The following is a 16,721-nucleotide window of genomic DNA, read 5'->3' as shown; positions in this document are numbered from 1 at the left end:
CATTCGCGGTCGAGGCCTGTGTCGTTCAATCAGTCATTGGCGTAGATGTCGACGTCCTTCGTTTCCTTGACGAAGAGCGTGCCGATGACCAGCGTGATGCCCGCGATGATGATCGGGTACCAGAGGCCGTTGTACATGTTGCCGGTGCTGGCCACGATGGCGAAGGCGGTGGTGGGCAGCAGGCCGCCGAACCAGCCGTTGCCGATGTGGTACGGCAGGCTCATCGAGGTATAGCGAATGCGCGTCGGGAACATCTCCACCAGCATCGCGGCGATGGGGCCGTAGACCATGGTCACCAGCAGCACCAGCCAGAACAGCAGCGCGACGGTCAGCACCTTGTTCATCTTCGCCGGGTCGGCCTTGGCCGGGTAGCCGGCGAGCTTCAGGTCGTCGCCGACTTCCTTCTTGAAAGCGGCGATCGACTTGACCGAAGCTTCGTCGAACTTCAGGTTGACCACGTTGCCCACGGGCGCCGACACGGTCTTCTCACCGATCTTCACCACCGCGGGCGAACCGGCCGCGCCGGCCACGTTCTCGTAGCTCACCGAGTTCTGCACCAGGTAGCGCTTGGCGATGTCGCAGGAGCTCTTGAAGTCGATCTCGCGGGCCACCGGGTTGCCCTGGAAGGAGCAGGTCGCGGGGTCGGCCGTCACCGTCACGCCGGCCGTGGCTTGCGCCTTGGCCAGGTCGGGGTTGGCGGCTTCGGTCAGCATCTTGAAGACCGGGAAGTAGGTGAGCACGGCCAGCAGGCAGCCGGCCATGATGATCGGCTTGCGGCCGATCTTGTCGGACAGCGTGCCGAAGATCACGAAGAAGGGCGTGCCCAGCAGCAGCGCGGCAGCGATCATCAGGTTGGCCGCGGTCGCATCGACCTTGAGCTGGGCCGTCAGGAAGAACAGCGCGTAGAACTGGCCCGAGTACCAGACCACGGCCTGGCCGGCGGTCAGGCCGACCAGCGCCAGGATCACGATCTTGAGGTTCTTCCATTGGCCGAAGGATTCGGCCAGCGGCGCCTTCGAGGTCTTGCCCTCGGCCTTCATCTTCTGGAAGGCGGGCGACTCGGACAGTGTCAGGCGGATCCACACCGAGATGGCCAGCAGCAGGATCGAGACCAGGAAGGGAATGCGCCAGCCCCAGTCGGCAAAGGCCGCTTCGCCCACGCCCAGCCGCACGCCCAGAATGACGATCAGGCTCAGGAACAGGCCCAGCGTGGCCGTGGTCTGGATCCAGGAGGTGTAGGCACCGCGCTTGCCGTGCGGTGCGTGCTCGGCCACGTAGGTGGCGGCACCGCCGTACTCGCCGCCGAGCGCGAGGCCCTGCAGCATGCGCAGCGCGATCAGGATCACTGGCGCCGCGACGCCGATGGTCGCGTAGCTGGGCAGCAGGCCGACGATGAAGGTCGACAGGCCCATGATCAGGATCGTGACCAGGAAGGTGTACTTGCGGCCGATCATGTCGCCCAGGCGGCCGAACACGATGGCGCCGAAGGGGCGCACCAGGAAGCCGGCCGCGAAGGCCAGCAGCGCGAAGATGAAGGCCGCGCCCGCATCCAGGCCGCTGAAGAACTGCTTGGCGATGATGGCCGCCAGCGATCCGTAGAGGTAGAAGTCGTACCACTCGAACACGGTCCCGAGCGAGGAAGCGAAGATGACCTTCTTCTCCTCCGGGGACATGGGCCGGGGGGCCGGATGCGGCACTCCCTTCGAATCTAGTGTGGCTGCCATGGCTGTCGTCTCCTGTTGTGTAGCTGCGATCCTTTTCCTGGACCGTGCCGCATTCTTGGAGTCGCGACTGACCCGAGCCTTTCGCCAAACTGAACCGTTGCTTACGATTTAAGGTGAAACCCGCGCCTCGGGTTTCGGGATGCAGGAAAGTCAGGGTTTGCTCGGGCGTTGCAAACCCGGACGCTGGTCCGCAGCGATCCAGCCCGGGCCCTCGAACCATGGATCGCCCTGCACCGCGGCGCGCAGCATCGGCAGGCTGTCGAAGCCCCAGAGCATGCGGCCGTCGACCTCGAAGGCCGGCGTGCCGAAAGCGCCCTGCGCCAGCGCCGCGTCGGTGTTGGTGCGCAGCGCGGCCTTGGCCGCATCGCCCGCGCCGTCGCGCACGATCGTGAGTTGCGCGGCAAGCGCCGTGCGCCGCGCGTCATCGCCGGCTTCGGCACCGCTGCGCCAGATGTCGCGGAACACGGTCTCGGCCACGTGGCGGCTGATCGTGCCGTCGTGCGTGGTCGAGAGCGCCAGCCGCAGGTGCGGCAGCGGGTTGTAGGGATGCGTGGCCGGCATCTCGATCGGAATGCCGTGCGCATGGCCCAGCCACAGCACGTGGCGGTAGGTCCAGGCGCGCTTGCTCGGCACCTCGGCCGGGCCCACCAGGCCGTGGTGCTTGAGCATCGCGCCCAGCAGCACGGGCTTGTAGCTCACGCTGTAGCTCAGGCCCTCGAGCGCTTCGGGCAGTTGCTCGAAGGCCAGGTAGGCGAAGGGCGAGATGAAGTCCAGGTAGAAATCGATGTGCTTCATGGGGCCCACTCCTGCGGCACGTCGTCGGCCGGCGCAGGCAAGGCCTGCAGCCGCAGCGCGATCGCGCCCCAGATCGCGCGCTTGCCCGCGCCGTCCATGCGGCTCCAGCCGGCGATCTCGGGGATGGTGCGCAGGCAGCCCACGCAGAACTCGCGGTGGTCGTCCATGCGGCAGACCGAGACGCAGGGCGATGGCATCTCGGCATCGGGCGTGGCGGCGATGCCGGCGGCGCGCTCGATCAGCCGCACGGTGGCTTCGCGGTCGAGGGCGGCCGTCATACGACCTCCGCCACCGGCGCGCCGGTAAGGCGCTCCAGGTCCTGCGGCTGCAACCTGACCACCGCATGCGGATGGCCGGCCGCGGCCCACACCTCGTCGAAGCGGAACAGCTCGCGGTCGATCAGCATCACCAGTTCGGTCGCATGCGCGAAGGGCGACACGCCACCGATCGAGAAGCCGGTCTTGGCCTTGACGAATTCGGCATCGGCGCGGCCCGTCCTGCCGACGATGGCATCGACCTTCTTCTCGTCGACGCGCTTGTCGCCCGAGGTCACGACCAGCACCGCGACGTCGTCGCTCTTGCGCCGGAACACGATGCTCTTGGCGATCTGGCCGACCGCGATGCCCAGGGCATCGGCCGCCTGTTGCGCGGTGCGCGCGGCGTCGTCGAGCATGCGCGGCGCATGCGGATGGCCGGCCTCCTGCAGCAGGCGGGCGACGCGCTGGACGCCGTCGGGAAGGGAGTGGAGTTCGGAGCCGCACATGGCTGGATTCTTTGTGGAGGAAGGGACGCCTTCGAGGCGGGTCAGGGCCGAGCATACGAAAAAGCCGGGCCCTCGGCATGCACCAATGCGGACATCCATGCGCCACGGTGGCGCATGACCCGTCGCACCGCGCCGCGAATCGCGCGAGATGCGCACCCGAAGGGTCGCTGGAAGGCGGCACGCATATTGCATGAGAGCTGTCACTGTTCCGCTGGCAGCGTTGCCGCGGATTTTTCGACAGTGCCTCCGCTAATGACGGCGGGATCCGAGCGAACCGACAGCGACCCCGCTGACGGTTCGTCTGTTCCAACCCGATTCGCAACCCATGCCACGCGGAGGCGCCACGGTCTGTCCACCCGACCCGTGCCCGCCCCTTCATGGGACCGGTTGCCCGCAGGACACGACATGAAAATCGCAGTGATTGGCCACGGCATGGTAGGCCACAAGTTCCTCGAGCAGCTCCACGCGCTGGGGCTTGAAGACACCGAAGTCACGGTGCTGTGCGAAGAACCGCGCGCGGCCTACGACCGGGTCCACCTCTCCGAATTCTTCGCCGGCAAGAGCGCCGACGACCTCTCGCTGGTCGAGCCCGGCTTCTTCGCGCAGAGCGGCTTCAACCTGCGCCTGGCCGCACGTGCCGTGGCCATCGAGCGCCGAGACCGCACGCTCACCACGGCCGACGGCGAAGTGCTGCACTACGACAAGCTGGTGCTGGCCACCGGCTCCTCGCCCTTCGTGCCGCCATTGCCCGGCCGCGACCGGCCGAACTGCTTCGTCTACCGGACCATCGAGGATCTCGAGGCCATGAAGGCATGCGGCGCGCGCTCGAAGAGCGGCGTGGTCGTGGGCGGCGGGCTGCTGGGCCTGGAATGCGCGAAGGCGCTGCGCGACATGGGCCTGGAAACGCACGTGGTCGAGTTCGCGCCGCGGCTGATGGCGGTGCAGGTCGACGAGGGCGGCGGGCGCGCGCTGCGCCACGGCATCGAGGCGCTGGGCCTGCATGTGCACACCAGCCGCAGCACGGTCGAGATCGTCGACGGCGCGACCGCGCGGCACCGCATGGTGTTCGCCGACGGCACCTGGCTCGAGACCGACATGATCGTGTTCTCGGCCGGCATCCGCCCGCGCGACGAGCTCGCGCGCCAGTGCGTGCTGGCGCTGGGCGCGCGTGGCGGCGTGGCGGTCGACGACCACTGCCGCACCAGCGACCGCGACATCTACGCGATCGGTGAATGCGCGGCCTGGAACGACCAGACCTTCGGCCTGGTCGCGCCCGGCTACGACATGGCCCGCGTGGCGGCCCGGCACATCGCCGGCCAGCAGGACGCAGCCTTCACCGGCGCCGACATGAGCACCAAGCTCAAGCTGATGGGCGTGGACGTGGCGAGCATCGGCGACGCGCACGGCAAGACGCCGCAGTCGCGCGCCTACCAGTACGTCAACGAGCACAAGCAGATCTACAAGAAGATCGTGGTCAGCGAAGACGGCAAGCAACTGCTGGGCGCGGTGCTGGTCGGCGATGCGGCCGAGTACGGCACGCTGCTGCAGCTGGCGCTCAACGGCATCCCGCTGCCGGCCGACCCCGAGTTCCTGATCCTGCCTTCGAGCGACGGCGTGGCCCGGCCCGGCCTGGGCGTCGAAGCCCTGCCCGACAGCGCGCAGATCTGCTCGTGCAACAACGTGAGCAAGGGTGCGATCTGCGCGGCCGTGGGCGAAGGCGTCTGCACCATTGCCGACATGAAGGCCTGCAACAAGGCCGGCGCCTCCTGCGGCGGCTGCGTGCCGCTGGTCACGCAGGTGATGAAGATGGCCATGGCCCAACACGGCATGGCGGTGAACAACCACCTGTGCGAGCACTTCCCCTACGCGCGCCAAGAGCTCTACCATCTGGTGCGCGTGGGCGAGATCAGGTCTTTCGCCGACCTGCTCGCCCGACACGGCCACGGCCTGGGCTGCGACATCTGCAAGCCCACCGCGGCCAGCATCTTCGCCTCGTGCTGGAACGACTTCGTGCTGAAGAAGGACCTGGCGAGCCTGCAGGACAGCAACGACTACTTCCTGGGCAACATCCAGAAGGACGGCTCCTATTCGGTGGTGCCGCGCATGCCCGGCGGCGAGGTCACGGCCGACGGCCTGATCGCCGTCGGCCAGGTGGCGAAGAAGTACGGCCTGTACACCAAGATCACCGGCGGCGCGCGGGTCGACCTGTTCGGTGCGCGCGTCGAACAGTTGCCACCGATCTGGGAAGAACTGATCGCGGCCGGCTTCGAGTCGGGCCATGCCTACGGCAAGTCGCTGCGCACGGTGAAGAGCTGCGTGGGCTCGACCTGGTGCCGCTACGGCGTGGACGACAGCATGGCGCTCGCGATCGAACTCGAGAACCGCTACAAGGGCCTGCGCACGCCGCACAAGATCAAGTTCGGCGTCTCGGGCTGCACGCGCGAATGCGCCGAGGCGCAGGGCAAGGACGTCGGCATCATCGCCACCGAGAAGGGCTGGAACCTCTACGTGTGCGGCAACGGCGGCATGAAGCCGCGCCACGCCGAGTTGATCGCATCGGACCTGGGCAAGGACGAACTCGTCCGGCTCATCGACCGCTTCCTGATGTTCTACGTGCACACGGCCGACCGGCTGCAGCGCACCAGCACCTGGCGCGACAACCTCGAAGGCGGCCTCGACTACCTCAAGGGCGTGCTGCTGCAGGACACGCTGGGCCTGGGCGCCACGCTCGAGGCCCAGATGCAGCACGTGGTCGACACCTACCAGTGCGAGTGGAAGACCGCGGTCAACGACCCGGTCACGCGCCAGCGCTTCCGCTCCTTCGTCAACAGCGAGAAGCCCGACGAGCACATCGTGTTCGTCGAGGAGCGCGGCCAGATCCGGCCCGCGCGCGCCGAGGAACGCGATGAAGCCACAGCCTGAAACCACCATGAACCACCCGGACACCCTCCACTGGACCGCCGTCTGCGCCGCCAGCGACATCCTGCCCGACACCGGCGTGTGCGCGCTGGTCGACGGCGTGCACGTCGCGATCTTCCATGTCGGCGCGGCGCAGCAGTTCTTCGCCATCGACAACGTCGACCCCAAGTCGCGGGCCAGCGTGCTGTCGCGCGGCCTGGTCGGCAGCATCGGCGAACGCATCGTCGTCGCCTCGCCGCTCTACAAGAACCACTTCGACCTGCAGAGCGGCGAATGCATCGAGTTTCCCGAGCACTCAGTGCGCGCCCATGCGGTGCGCGTCGAAGCCGGCCACGTGCAGGTCGCACTGAACTGACATCCCTCTTTCTCGTTTTCTCCAAGGATCTTTCATGGCCTATCTCGCCCCCGCCGAATTCGTGACCAAGATGGTCGACGCCGGTGAATCGAAGCTGCTGATGTCGACCCGCGACACGCTGATCCGTTCCTACATGGCCGGCGCCATCCTCGCGCTGGCCGCGGCCTTCGCCGTGACCGTCACCGTCAACACCGGCAATGCGCTGGTCGGTGCGATGCTGTTCCCGGTCGGTTTCATCATGCTGTACCTGATGGGCTTCGACCTGCTGACGGGCGTGTTCACGCTCGCGCCGCTGGCCGTGTTCGACAAGCGCCCCGGCGCCACCTGGGCCGGCGTGATGCGCAACTGGAGCCTGGTGTTCTGCGGCAATTTCGCCGGTGCGCTGACCGTCGCGGTGTTCATGGCGATCATCTTCACCTTCGGCTTCAGCGAGGCGCCCAACGCGGTCGGCGAGCGTCTCGGCCACATCGGCGAAGGCCGCACGCTGGGCTATTCGGCGCATGGCGCGGCGGGCATGCTGACGCTGTTCATCCGCGGCGTGATGTGCAACTGGATGGTCTCGACCGGCGTGGTCGCGGCCATGATGTCGACCACCGTGTCCGGCAAGGCCATCGGCATGTGGATGCCGGTGATGATCTTCTTCTACATGGGCTTCGAACACTCCATCGTCAACATGTTCCTGTTTCCCACCGGCCTGCTGCTGGGTGGCAATTTCACGCTGATGGACTACCTGATCTGGAACGAGATCCCGACCGTGCTGGGCAACCTGGTCGGTGGCCTGAGCTTCGTCGGTCTCACGCTCTACGCGACGCACTACAAGACCGCGCCCAAGCGCGTGGTGAACTGAGGCGCCCTTGCGCCCCGCGCTGCGCGTGACGCTGGGCCAGCATTCGCTGGCCGGCGCCCACGCGGTCAACCAGGACTTCCACGGCGCGATGCTGCCGCAGGGCACGCTGCTGGCCGCCAAGGGCATCGCGGTGGCGATCGCCGACGGCATCGGCTCCAGCCGCGTGAGCCAGGTCGCCAGCGCGGCCGCGGTGCGCGGCTTTCTCGACGACTACTACGCGACCTCCGATGCCTGGTCGGTGCGTCGCGCGGCGCAACGCGTGCTTGCCGCCACCAATGGCTGGCTGCATGCGCAGACGATGCGCAGCGACGCGCGCTTCGACAAGGACAGCGGCTACGTCTGCACCTTCAGCGCGCTGATCCTCAAGGGCCGCGAACTGCACCTGCTGCACGTGGGCGATGCACGCGTCTACCGGCTGCATGCACAGGCGCTGGAACAACTCACCGACGACCACCGCGTGCACCTGTCCTCGGCCGAGTCCTACCTCGGGCGCGCGCTGGGCGCGGGTCCGAACGTGGAGATCGACTACCGCCACTGGAATGCCGAGGTCGGCGAAATCTACCTGCTGGCCACCGACGGGGCCTACGGTGCGCTCGATGCCGCTTCCGTTCACCGCGCACTCGCGCAGTGCGGCGACGACTTCGACGCGGCCGCAGGCCTGCTCGCGCGGGCGGCCCACGAATGCGGCGGCACGGACGACAGCACCGTGCAACTGCTGCGCGTCGACGCACTGCCCGACGCGGGCATGGCCCAATTGCAGTCGCAGCGCGAAGGCCTGGCGATCGCCGCGCCGCTGACGCCGCGCGACCGCTTCGAGGGCTTCACGCTGGTGCGCGAACTGCACGTGAGCGCGCGCAGCCATGTGCACCTCGCTACCGACGATGCGACCGGTCGGGCTGTGGTGCTCAAGCTGCCCTCGGTCGACCTGCGCGAGGACACCGCACACCTCGACAGCTTCGTGCGCGAGGAGTGGGTGGCGCGGCGCATCGACAGCCCGCACGTGCTCAAGGCCGCCCGCATCGAACGGCCGCGTAGCCACCTGTTCGTGACGATGGAATACGTCGAAGGCCAGACGCTCGCGCAATGGATGATCGACCACCCTCGCCCGTCGCTGGACAGCGTGCGCGGCATCGTCGCGCAACTCGCGCGCGGCCTGCAGGCGCTGCACGGCCGCGAGATGCTGCACCAGGACCTGCGACCCGAGAACGTGATGATCGATCGCAGCGGCACCGTGAAGATCATCGACCTGGCCTCGGCCCATGTCGCGGGGCTGGCCGACAGCGCCGAGGAACGGCGCGCGTTCGCCATCGCGGGCACGCTGCAATACACCGCGCCCGAGTACTTCACCGGCCAGGGCGGCAGCGCGCGTTCGGACATCTTCTCGCTCGCGGTGATCGCCTACCGGATGCTCAGCGGCGAGCTGCCCTACGGCCTGCAGGCCTCGCGCGTGCGTTCGGCCGCCGATGCCAACCGGCTGCGCTACACGCCGGTACGCCACTTCCGGCCCGAGCTGCCGGCGTGGGTCGATGCGGTGCTGCAGAAGGCGCTGCACCCGAACCCGGCCAGGCGGCAGCAGGCCGCATCCGAGCTGGCGCACGACCTGCGGTCCCCGGGCGCGGAGTTTCTGCGCACACGCACGCCGCCGTTGATCGAGCGCAACCCGGTGGGCTTCTGGCAGGGCCTGGCGGTGCTGTTGGGCCTGGCCGTTGTGGGCCTGCTCGCGCTGCGCGTCCTGGGGCCTTGAGCTTTAACCCGCGCGCTTGGTGCGGATCGCTTTCGACACGCGCGAGCTCGGCTCGCGGCCCAGCGCATCGCTGATGTAGACGCCCGCGTCGATCAGCGCATCGAGGTCGATGCCGGTCTCGATGCCCATGCCGTGCAGCATGTAGACCACGTCCTCGGTCGCGACGTTGCCCGTCGCGCCCTTGGCGTAGGGGCAACCGCCCAGGCCGGCCGACGAGGTGTCGTACTGCCACACACCCATCTCCAGGCTGGCCAGCGTGTTGGAAAGCGCCTGGCCGTAGGTGTCGTGGAAGTGGCTCGACACGTCGTCGATGCCGTAGTGCTTGAGCGTGGCCTCGAGCGCGCGCCGCACCTTGTTCGGGGTGCCCACGCCGATGGTGTCGGCCACGCCCACGTGCTGCACGCCGATGCCCTTCATCAGCCCGGCCAGCATGTCGACGCGCGACGGGTCGATCTCGCCTTCGTAGGGACAGCCGACCGTGCACGACATCGCGCCGCGCACATGGATGCCGTGCGCACGCGCGGCCGCCACCACGGGCGCGAAGCGCTCGATGCTCTCGGCGATGGAGCAGTTGATGTTCTTCTGGCTGAAGGCCTCGCTCGCGGCGCCGAACACCACGATCTCGTCGGGCCACTGCTCGCGCGGCGCGGCAATGGCGGCCTCGAAGCCCTTCATGTTGGGCGTGAGCACCGAGTAGGTCACGCGCGGATTGCGCCGCAGCCCGGCCATGACCTCGGCGTTGTCGGCCATCTGCGGCACCCACTTGGGGCTGACGAAGCTCGTGACCTCGATCGCGCTCAGGCCGGCGTCCTGCAGCCGGTGCACGAGTTCGATCTTGACCGCGGCGGGCACGGGCTGCTTCTCGTTCTGCAGGCCGTCGCGGGGGCCGACGTCGACGATCTTGACTTTGGGGGGGAACTTCATGGCGTTGTCTCTTCTGGAATGGAAACGGCAGAACCCCGATTGTCCCCTCCCCGCAGCCCCCATGCACCGACCAGGGCTTCGGATGTCGCGGTGTCGGCCGAACGGGATCAGTACGACTTCGGCAGGCCCAGCGCCTTCTCGGCGATGAAGTTCAGGATCATCTGCGGGCTGACCGGTGCGATGCGCGGGATGTAGCTCTCGCGCAGCAGCCGTTCGACGTGGTATTCCTTCGCATAGCCCATGCCGCCGAGCGTGAGCACCGCGTTCTGGCAGGCATCGTGCGCCGCCTCGGCCGCGAGGTACTTGGCGGCGTTGGCCTCGATGCCGCAGGGTTCGCCCGCGTCGTACAGCGTGGCGGCCTTGAACACCATCAGGTCGGCCGCCTCGAGGTTGGCCCAGGCGCGCGCCAGCGGATGCGCCACACCCTGGTTCTGGCCGATGGGGCGGCCGAAGACCACGCGCTCCTGCGCGTACTGCGAGGCGATGCGCAATGCGGCGCGGCCGATGCCGATGGCTTCGGCGGCGATGAGGATGCGCTCGGGGTTGAGCCCGTGCAGGATGTACTCGAAGCCCCGCCCTTCCTCGCCGATGCGGTCTTCCTCGGGCACTGCGAGCCCGTCGATGAAGAGCATGTTCGAGTCGACCGCCGCGCGGCCCAGCTTGTGGATCTCGCGCACCTCGACCTTGCTGCGATCCAGCGGCGTGTAGAAAAGCGTAAGGCCCTGCGTGGGCTTCTTCACCTGGTCGATGGGCGTGGTGCGCGTGAGGATCAGCATGCGATCGGCCACCTGCGCGGTCGAGATCCAGATCTTGCAGCCGTGCAGCAGGTAGCTGCCGCCCGGCTGGCGCACCGCCTGCGTCTTGAGACTGGTGGTGTCGAGCCCCGCGTCGGGCTCTGTCACGGCGAAGCAGGCCTTTTCGGTGCCCGCGATCAGCGGCGGCAGGAAGCGCTGGCGCTGCGCTTCGGTGCCGAACACCACCACCGGGTTGAGGCCGAAGATGTTCATGTGCACCGACGACGCGCCCGACATGCCCGCGCCCGAGGCACTGATGGCGCGCATCATCAACGCCGCCTCGGTGATGCCCAGCCCCGCACCGCCCTGCGCCTCGGGCATCGCGATGCCCAGCCAGCCGCTCTCGGCCACGGCGCGATGGAACGCGTGCGGGAACACGGCGCGGTCGTCGTGGTCGCGCCAGTAGTCGGCGGGGAAGTCTTCGCAGAGGCGCTCGATGGCCGCGACCAGCGAGCGCTGGTCTTCGTCGAGAGAGAAATTCATTCGTTGTCGTCCTTGGAGGGGTTCGGTGCCGGCTGCAGCGTGACGCCGCGCGCGAGCATCGCGGCGATCGCTTCATCGCCGTAGCCCGCTTCGCGCAGCAGTTCCACGCTCTGCTCGCCGATGCGCGGCGTGGGCCGGCGAATGGCCGCGGGCGTGGCGCTGTAGCGCCCGACCGGCGCGAGCGTGCGGATGCGGCCCTCGCTCGGGTGATCGAATTCGGGAAAGAAATCGACAGCGCGCAGGTGCGGGTCGTCGAGCAGGCTCTCGGTGCTGTGCAGGCGAGCGACCGGGATGTCGGCCGCTTCCAGGGCGGCCATCCACGCATCGCTGCTGCGCGTGGCCATCACTTCGGCCACGAAGGCATAGACCGCGCCGATGTTCGCGGCGCGCGCCGTGTGCGTGCCGAACATCGGCGAACTGCGCAGCTCGGGCCGGCCGATCACGTCGAAGAAGGCCTGCCAGTGCTTGTCGTTGTAGATGAGCACGCTGAGGTAGCCGTCGGACGTCGCATAGGGCTTGCGGTGCGGCGCGAGCAGCCGCGCATAGCCGGTGGGCCCGAGCGGCGGCTCGAAGCTGTGGCCGCCGAGATGGTCGCCCATCACGAACTGCGAAAGCGCCTCGAACATCGGCACCTCGACCGCCTGGCCGCGGCCGGTGCGCTGCGCATGCAGCACCGCGGCGAGCAGGGCGATGGCGGCCTGCAGCCCCACGGCGCGGTCGGCCAGCGTGACGGGCGCATAGCGCGGCGCATCGCCGCTTTGCTGTGCGAACAGCGAAGCGATGCCCGCTGCCCCCTGGATCAGGTCGTCGTACGCGGGCTTGCCGGCGTACGGCCCCTCTTCGCCGTAACCGAACGCGCCGAGGTAGACGATCTTCGGATTGGCCGCGGCCACCGCCGCGTAGTCGAGCCCCAGGCGCGCCATCGCCTGCGGGCGCGTGTTGTAGATGAGCGCGTCGCAGCCCGCCGCGAGCCGCAGGCAGGCCTCGCGGCCTTCGGGCTGCTTGAGGTCGAGCACGATGGAGCGCTTGTTGCGGTTCAGGTGCATCGCCATCGCGCCCATGCCTGCATGGCGCATCGGCCCGACGGCGCGCAGGTTGTCTCCCGACGGTGGCTCGACCTTGATGACGTCGGCACCGAGATCGCCGAGCGTCTGCGTGGCGTAGGGGCCCATCACCACGGCCGTGAGGTCGAGGATGCGGATGCCTTCCAGCGGGCCGAGAGAACCGGTCGCGCTCATTCCGGTTGAATGCCCGCAGCCTGGATCAGCTTCTTCCACTTCGCCAGCTCCGACACCGTGAACGCCCCCAGTTCCTCGGGCGTGCTGCCGAACGCATCGAACCCCAGCTTGCTCACCCGCTCGCGAAAGACCGCCCCGTTCGCCATCTCGGCGAGCGCCTTGTTGAGCTTCAGCACGATGTCGCGCGGCGTACCGGCCGGCGCGAACACGCCGTTCCACGAGGTGATGTCGAAGCCCTTGAGCTCGGGCGTGTCCGCCAGCGGCGGCAGCTCGGGAAAGAGCTTGGTGCGCTCCTGCGTGGTGACCGCGATCGCGCGCATCTTGCCGGCCTTGACCGTCGCAAGCCCCGCGGCCAGGTCGACCACCATCATCGACACCTGTCCGCCGATGAGGTCGGCAATCGCCGGCGGCGTGCTCTTGTAGGGCACGTGCAGCATCGGGATGCCGCTCATGCGCGACAGCGTGGCGCCGCTCACGATGCCGGTGCTGTTGCCGCTCGCATAGGTCAGCTTGCCCGGATTGGCGCGGCCCCAAGCCAGCAACTCGGCCACGCTTTTCACCGGCAGGTCGTTGTTGACCACCAGCATGAACGGCAGGTTGCCCATGCGGCTCACCGGTGCGAAGTCCTTCACCGGGTCGTAGGGCAGGTGCTTCATCAGGCTCGGGTTGGCCGAGTGCGTGGTGTTGGTGGTCATGAAGAGCGTGTAGCCGTCGGGCGGCGCCTTGGCCACGGCCTCCGCGCCGATCACGCCGTTGGCGCCCGCCTTGTTGTCCACGATGACCGAGCCCTTGAGCGCCTCGCCCAGCATCTGGCCCGTGATGCGCGCCACCGCATCGGTGCCGCTGCCGGCCGCGAAGGGCACGACCAGACGGACCGGCTGCTTCGGGTAGCCGCCCTCCTGCGCAAAGGTCCACGGCGCGGCGCTTGCGAGCCCTGCCGCAGCGCCGATGGAAATGAAGCGGCGGCGGCTCGCCACCGCGACTGTTTCTGTCGCGTTCTTCGTCTGCATGGTGTCTTGTCTCCGGGGGTTGTTGTCGTTCAGGGCCGGATCACGCGCTCCGGCGATTCCTCGTACGGCGGGCTGTAGATCACCAGCACGCGCACCGGCTCGTCGCTCACCACCGTGAAGGTGTGCATGGCGTCGGCCGGAAAAAAGCAGCTGTCGCCAGGGTGCAGCTCCTGCCGCTGGCCGCCCACCTCGGCGACCGCGCGGCCTTCGAGCATGTAGCAGACCTGCTCGATGCCCGGGTGCGCATGCGGCAGCGCCCCCTTGCCCTTCTGGATGTGGCCCACCAGCACTTCGAGCTGCTTCGCGCCCACGGTCTCGGGGCCGATCAGGCGCTTGTTCAGCGTGCCGGTGTGGTTGGCGGGGTGGTAGCCGGCAATGTCGGCTTCGCGGACGAAGTAGCGGGGTTCGGTGGCAGTGGTCATCGGGGGTTCTCTGTCTTGGGTTCGATCGCCAGGCAGGCCGAGCGCAGCATCGCGGCGATGTCTTCGATGCGCGCCTCCATGCGGTAGCGCGGTCCGGCGACCGAAATCGCGTAGGCCTCGCCGCCGATGCGCAGCGGCCAGGCCAGGCCGATCAGGTCGGGAATGCTCTCGCCGAGATTGCCGTACCAGCCACGCATGGCGGAGCGCTGCAGTTCGGCCTCGATGGCGTCGGCGGTGGTGAGCGTGGCGTCGGTCAGCGGCGCGAGCGTCATGCCGTCGAGCAGCTTCCGGCGCGCGTCGGGGGAGAGCGTGGACAGCAGCGCACGACCCAGCGAGTTGGCGTGAACCGGGCGCGTCTCGCCCGATTCGGCCGTGTAGCGGATGCTTTGCGGCGCGCTCAGCACGTCGAGGTAGACAACTTGAGTCGCGTCGCGGAACTTGCCGAACACCACGGTCTCGCGCGCGGCGTCGCGCAGTTCTTCCAGCGTGGCCTTCACCCGGTCGAGCACCGGATCGTGCGCGGCGATGACCTGCGCCATCGCCAGCAACCGGCCCGTCGGGTAGTAGCCCTGGCGGCGGCCGGTTTCGTACATGTAGCCCTGCTCTTCGAGCGTGCGGATCAGGCCCAGGCAGCTGGACACCGGCATCTCGAGCAGGCGCGCCATTTCAGACAGCGCCAGGGGCTGCTTCTCCCGAGCGAAGAGCTCGACGATCTCGATCACGCGAAACGCTGTTTTCACAACCATGAATAGATTTTCATGTATGTGAAAAACAAAAACGTCAGGGTTTCCCCTTCACCCGCCTCTTTTCAGCGGGATCGCCGGTGGTGCGAGGCGTCAGTAGCCTCTGGCCGGATCCACGATGCCGGCGACCGGCAACCCCTGCGCCATCGCGCGGATCTTTCCGGCGATCTGGGTGATGGACTCCCTGCGCAGCGTGCGCGCCGAACCGTGCGGCGTCACCGTGATCCTGGGGTGGCGCCAGAAGGCGTGGTCGGCCGGCAGCGGCTCGACCTGGAACACATCGAGCGTCGCGCCCGCGAGTTCACCCGCGTCGAGCATGGGGATCAGGTCGGCTTCGACAAGGTGGCCGCCGCGCGCGATGTTGATGAGATAGCCCTCGGGCTTCAGTTTGCCGAGCGTCTTGCGATTCAGGATGCCGCGCGTGGCCTCGGTCAACGGCAACAGATTGACCAGCACGCGCGTGGACGAGAGGAACTCGTCGAACTGCGCCTCGCCGTTGAACACCTGCACGCCGTCGATGGCCTTGGGCGAACGGCTCCATCCCAGCACCGGAAACTCGAACTGCGCGACGGCCTTCGCCACGCGCTGGCCCAGCACGCCCAGGCCCATCACGCCGACCGGGAAGTCCTGCCGGACGTTCGGCTTGCGGTAGCTCCAGCGGCCCTCGCGCGCATCGGCCGCGTAGCCGTCGAAGTCGCGGAAGTGGCGGATCAGCGCATGGCAGACGTACTCGGCCATCTGCACCGACATGCCCGCATCGTCGAGCCGCACGATGCGGGCCTCGGGCGGCAGTCTGAGTTTCGTCAGCGCATCGACGCCGGCGCCGATGTTGAAGATGCCGCGCAGCCTCGGCTGCTGGTCCAAAAAGGCTTGTGGCGGCGACCAGACCACGGCGTGGTCGGCGGGCGGCGCGTCGGATGTCCAGGCCGAGACCTCGGCATCGGGCAAGGCGGCGCGCAGGCCCTCGATCCAAGGTTCGGGGCGGGTGTCGGTGAGGCAGACGGTGATTCGCATGACCCGGATCTTAGTCAGGCCGATTTGGCGCGACGACGGCGCCACAGCACGCGCACCAGCCAGCCCACGGGCAGCACCACCAGCAGCACCCACGGCAGCACCGCCGCCACGAAGGTGATGAGCGCGCCCACGCTCTCCGCAAGGACGGTGCCCGCGTTGCGCAGTGCCTTCATCATCGGGCTGTAGCTCTCGCCGCCGCGCACCAGCGCGCGGGTCGGCGTGAACTGGATCTGTATGTGCTGCTTGCTGGTTTCCTGCCCCAGCACCTTGCGTTGCGTGGCCATGGCGTCGAGCTCGGCCTGCGTGTCCGACAGCGTGCGCTGGATCGCGAGCAGGTCGGCCATGGTGCGCTTGGTCACGGTGTCGCGCAGCATCACGCGCAGGCTGTCGCGGAACTCGGTGCGATTGCGGATGCGCGCCTCGACGTCGATCACCTCGGCGGTCTTGTCCTCGCTGGTGGTGGTGTGCGAGACCACCTTGCCCACGTTGGCGAGCCCGCTCAGCAACTTGTCGGCATCGGCCGGCAGCACGCGCATCTCGAGCTGCGCGTTGCCCGGCTGCTGCGGCGTCTCGCGCAGCAGCGAGGACGACAGCAGCTCGCATTGCAAGCTGCCGCACAGGTCGCGCATCTTGGCCCAGGCATCGGCCAGCTGTTCGGGCGGCACCTCGACGTTGAGGTCCTGGCGCACCGCGAGGAAGCGCTGCAGCGGCGAGGCTTCGGCCGGGTCCGCCGACGCGACTTCCTGCTGCACGCGCGCCCGCTTCTCCGCGCCGCCGCCGAAGCCCGGCGCAGCCATCAGCGGCGCAGGCGGTGCGGCGGCGGGCTCGCCCACCGCCTCGTTCCTGCGACCGCAGGCCGTGAGTGCGAGGGCTGCGACCAGGGGCAGCAAGACCGCGCGGGCGAAGAACAGAGGTTGGCGATGCGTCATGGCATTCCTGAAAAAAA

16 protein-coding genes are annotated in these 16,721 nt (G+C 68.3%); 4 read left to right on the top strand and 12 right to left on the bottom strand.

Going from position 1 to position 16,721, the window contains the following annotated elements; translation table 11 throughout:
• Positions 1 to 29 precede the first annotated feature (29 nt).
• From ACSFBC_RS26495 to ACSFBC_RS26480, 4 genes are all read right to left on the bottom strand, one after another.
• The gene (locus ACSFBC_RS26495) at positions 30 to 1,724 is read right to left on the bottom strand and encodes an MFS transporter (RefSeq protein WP_435513316.1); all 1,695 of its coding nucleotides are present in this window, start codon (positions 1,722 to 1,724) and stop codon (positions 30 to 32) included.
• Positions 1,725 to 1,874: 150 nt separating this feature from the next.
• Positions 1,875 to 2,519 carry a 2-hydroxychromene-2-carboxylate isomerase gene (locus ACSFBC_RS26490; protein ID WP_435513315.1) on the bottom strand — a complete coding sequence of 215 codons (645 nt, stop codon included), beginning with the start codon at positions 2,517 to 2,519 and terminating at the stop codon, positions 1,875 to 1,877.
• Positions 2,516 to 2,797 (bottom strand): DUF1289 domain-containing protein, encoded by a 282-nt coding sequence (locus ACSFBC_RS26485; protein ID WP_435513314.1) that lies wholly within the window; start codon positions 2,795 to 2,797, stop codon positions 2,516 to 2,518. The genes ACSFBC_RS26490 and ACSFBC_RS26485 overlap by 4 nt, the downstream gene beginning before the upstream one ends.
• Positions 2,794 to 3,282 carry a YbaK/EbsC family protein gene (locus ACSFBC_RS26480; RefSeq protein ID WP_435513313.1) on the bottom strand — a complete coding sequence of 163 codons (489 nt, stop codon included), beginning with the start codon at positions 3,280 to 3,282 and terminating at the stop codon, positions 2,794 to 2,796. Before ACSFBC_RS26480 ends, ACSFBC_RS26485 begins: the two co-directional genes overlap by 4 nt.
• A 405-nt stretch (positions 3,283 to 3,687) precedes the next feature.
• Here ACSFBC_RS26480 and nirB point away from each other — a divergent pair, with 405 nt between their 5' ends.
• From nirB to ACSFBC_RS26460, 4 genes are read left to right on the top strand one after another with little or no spacing between them, the layout of a single operon-like run.
• Complete coding sequence (nirB, locus tag ACSFBC_RS26475; protein ID WP_435513312.1) at positions 3,688 to 6,204, top strand: nitrite reductase large subunit NirB; 2,517 nt, start codon at positions 3,688 to 3,690, stop codon at positions 6,202 to 6,204.
• A gap of 7 nt (positions 6,205 to 6,211) precedes the next feature.
• Positions 6,212 to 6,556, top strand: coding sequence for a nitrite reductase small subunit NirD (gene nirD, locus ACSFBC_RS26470; RefSeq protein ID WP_435513311.1), 345 nt, complete (start codon positions 6,212 to 6,214; stop codon positions 6,554 to 6,556).
• A 34-nt stretch (positions 6,557 to 6,590) separates the two neighbouring features.
• The gene (locus tag ACSFBC_RS26465; RefSeq protein ID WP_435513310.1) at positions 6,591 to 7,403 is read left to right on the top strand and encodes a formate/nitrite transporter family protein; all 813 of its coding nucleotides are present in this window, start codon (positions 6,591 to 6,593) and stop codon (positions 7,401 to 7,403) included.
• 7 nt (positions 7,404 to 7,410) lie between these two features.
• Entirely contained in the window at positions 7,411 to 9,147 is a 1,737-nt protein-coding gene (locus tag ACSFBC_RS26460; protein WP_435513309.1) for a bifunctional protein-serine/threonine kinase/phosphatase, read from the top strand.
• A 3-nt stretch (positions 9,148 to 9,150) separates the two neighbouring features.
• On the opposite strand, the gene ACSFBC_RS26455 is transcribed toward ACSFBC_RS26460, so the two are convergent.
• The 8 genes from ACSFBC_RS26455 to ACSFBC_RS26420 form a co-directional block, all read right to left on the bottom strand.
• Positions 9,151 to 10,071 carry a hydroxymethylglutaryl-CoA lyase gene (locus ACSFBC_RS26455; RefSeq protein ID WP_435513308.1) on the bottom strand — a complete coding sequence of 307 codons (921 nt, stop codon included), beginning with the start codon at positions 10,069 to 10,071 and terminating at the stop codon, positions 9,151 to 9,153.
• A 107-nt stretch (positions 10,072 to 10,178) separates the two neighbouring features.
• Complete coding sequence (locus ACSFBC_RS26450; protein WP_435513307.1) at positions 10,179 to 11,348, bottom strand: acyl-CoA dehydrogenase family protein; 1,170 nt, start codon at positions 11,346 to 11,348, stop codon at positions 10,179 to 10,181.
• Positions 11,345 to 12,586: a CaiB/BaiF CoA transferase family protein gene (locus tag ACSFBC_RS26445; protein ID WP_435513306.1), complete on the bottom strand. Its 1,242-nt coding sequence runs from the start codon at positions 12,584 to 12,586 to the stop codon at positions 11,345 to 11,347. The genes ACSFBC_RS26450 and ACSFBC_RS26445 overlap by 4 nt, the downstream gene beginning before the upstream one ends.
• Positions 12,583 to 13,596, bottom strand: coding sequence for a Bug family tripartite tricarboxylate transporter substrate binding protein (locus tag ACSFBC_RS26440; RefSeq protein WP_435513305.1), 1,014 nt, complete (start codon positions 13,594 to 13,596; stop codon positions 12,583 to 12,585). Before ACSFBC_RS26440 ends, ACSFBC_RS26445 begins: the two co-directional genes overlap by 4 nt.
• A 29-nt stretch (positions 13,597 to 13,625) precedes the next feature.
• On the bottom strand, positions 13,626 to 14,018 hold the full coding sequence (locus ACSFBC_RS26435) for a cupin domain-containing protein (protein WP_435513304.1): 393 nt from the start codon (positions 14,016 to 14,018) through the stop codon (positions 13,626 to 13,628).
• Positions 14,015 to 14,764 carry an IclR family transcriptional regulator gene (locus ACSFBC_RS26430; protein ID WP_435513303.1) on the bottom strand — a complete coding sequence of 250 codons (750 nt, stop codon included), beginning with the start codon at positions 14,762 to 14,764 and terminating at the stop codon, positions 14,015 to 14,017. Before ACSFBC_RS26430 ends, ACSFBC_RS26435 begins: the two co-directional genes overlap by 4 nt.
• Before the next feature lie 90 nt (positions 14,765 to 14,854).
• Positions 14,855 to 15,775, bottom strand: a complete 921-nt coding sequence (locus ACSFBC_RS26425; RefSeq protein ID WP_435513302.1) for a 2-hydroxyacid dehydrogenase — start codon at positions 15,773 to 15,775, stop codon at positions 14,855 to 14,857.
• A 14-nt stretch (positions 15,776 to 15,789) separates the two neighbouring features.
• Positions 15,790 to 16,704 (bottom strand): DUF4349 domain-containing protein, encoded by a 915-nt coding sequence (locus tag ACSFBC_RS26420; RefSeq protein WP_435513301.1) that lies wholly within the window; start codon positions 16,702 to 16,704, stop codon positions 15,790 to 15,792.
• Positions 16,705 to 16,721: the final 17 nt, after the last annotated feature.

This window comes from Variovorax frigidus, from assembly GCF_051216515.1.
Lineage (GTDB): Bacteria > Pseudomonadota > Gammaproteobacteria > Burkholderiales > Burkholderiaceae_C > Variovorax.
The sequence above is the reverse complement of the archived record's forward strand: the minus strand, read 5'-3'. Positions and strand labels throughout refer to the sequence as shown.

Excerpts from the sequence above, each read along its gene's own strand:
- ACSFBC_RS26440 (WP_435513305.1), bottom strand. The coding sequence starts at position 13,596 with ATGCAGACGAAGAACGCGACAGAAACAGTCGCGGTGGCGAGCCGCCGC.
- ACSFBC_RS26450 (WP_435513307.1), bottom strand. The coding sequence starts at position 11,348 with ATGAATTTCTCTCTCGACGAAGACCAGCGCTCGCTGGTCGCGGCCATC.
- ACSFBC_RS26430 (WP_435513303.1), bottom strand. The coding sequence starts at position 14,764 with ATGGTTGTGAAAACAGCGTTTCGCGTGATCGAGATCGTCGAGCTCTTC.
- ACSFBC_RS26435 (WP_435513304.1), bottom strand. The coding sequence starts at position 14,018 with ATGACCACTGCCACCGAACCCCGCTACTTCGTCCGCGAAGCCGACATT.
- ACSFBC_RS26425 (WP_435513302.1), bottom strand. The coding sequence starts at position 15,775 with ATGCGAATCACCGTCTGCCTCACCGACACCCGCCCCGAACCTTGGATC.
- ACSFBC_RS26495 (WP_435513316.1), bottom strand. The coding sequence starts at position 1,724 with ATGGCAGCCACACTAGATTCGAAGGGAGTGCCGCATCCGGCCCCCCGG.
- nirD (WP_435513311.1), top strand. The coding sequence starts at position 6,212 with ATGAACCACCCGGACACCCTCCACTGGACCGCCGTCTGCGCCGCCAGC.
- ACSFBC_RS26445 (WP_435513306.1), bottom strand. The coding sequence starts at position 12,586 with ATGAGCGCGACCGGTTCTCTCGGCCCGCTGGAAGGCATCCGCATCCTC.
- ACSFBC_RS26480 (WP_435513313.1), bottom strand. The coding sequence starts at position 3,282 with ATGTGCGGCTCCGAACTCCACTCCCTTCCCGACGGCGTCCAGCGCGTC.
- ACSFBC_RS26465 (WP_435513310.1), top strand. The coding sequence starts at position 6,591 with ATGGCCTATCTCGCCCCCGCCGAATTCGTGACCAAGATGGTCGACGCC.
- ACSFBC_RS26420 (WP_435513301.1), bottom strand. The coding sequence starts at position 16,704 with ATGACGCATCGCCAACCTCTGTTCTTCGCCCGCGCGGTCTTGCTGCCC.
- ACSFBC_RS26485 (WP_435513314.1), bottom strand. The coding sequence starts at position 2,797 with ATGACGGCCGCCCTCGACCGCGAAGCCACCGTGCGGCTGATCGAGCGC.
- ACSFBC_RS26455 (WP_435513308.1), bottom strand. The coding sequence starts at position 10,071 with ATGAAGTTCCCCCCCAAAGTCAAGATCGTCGACGTCGGCCCCCGCGAC.
- nirB (WP_435513312.1), top strand. The coding sequence starts at position 3,688 with ATGAAAATCGCAGTGATTGGCCACGGCATGGTAGGCCACAAGTTCCTC.
- ACSFBC_RS26490 (WP_435513315.1), bottom strand. The coding sequence starts at position 2,519 with ATGAAGCACATCGATTTCTACCTGGACTTCATCTCGCCCTTCGCCTAC.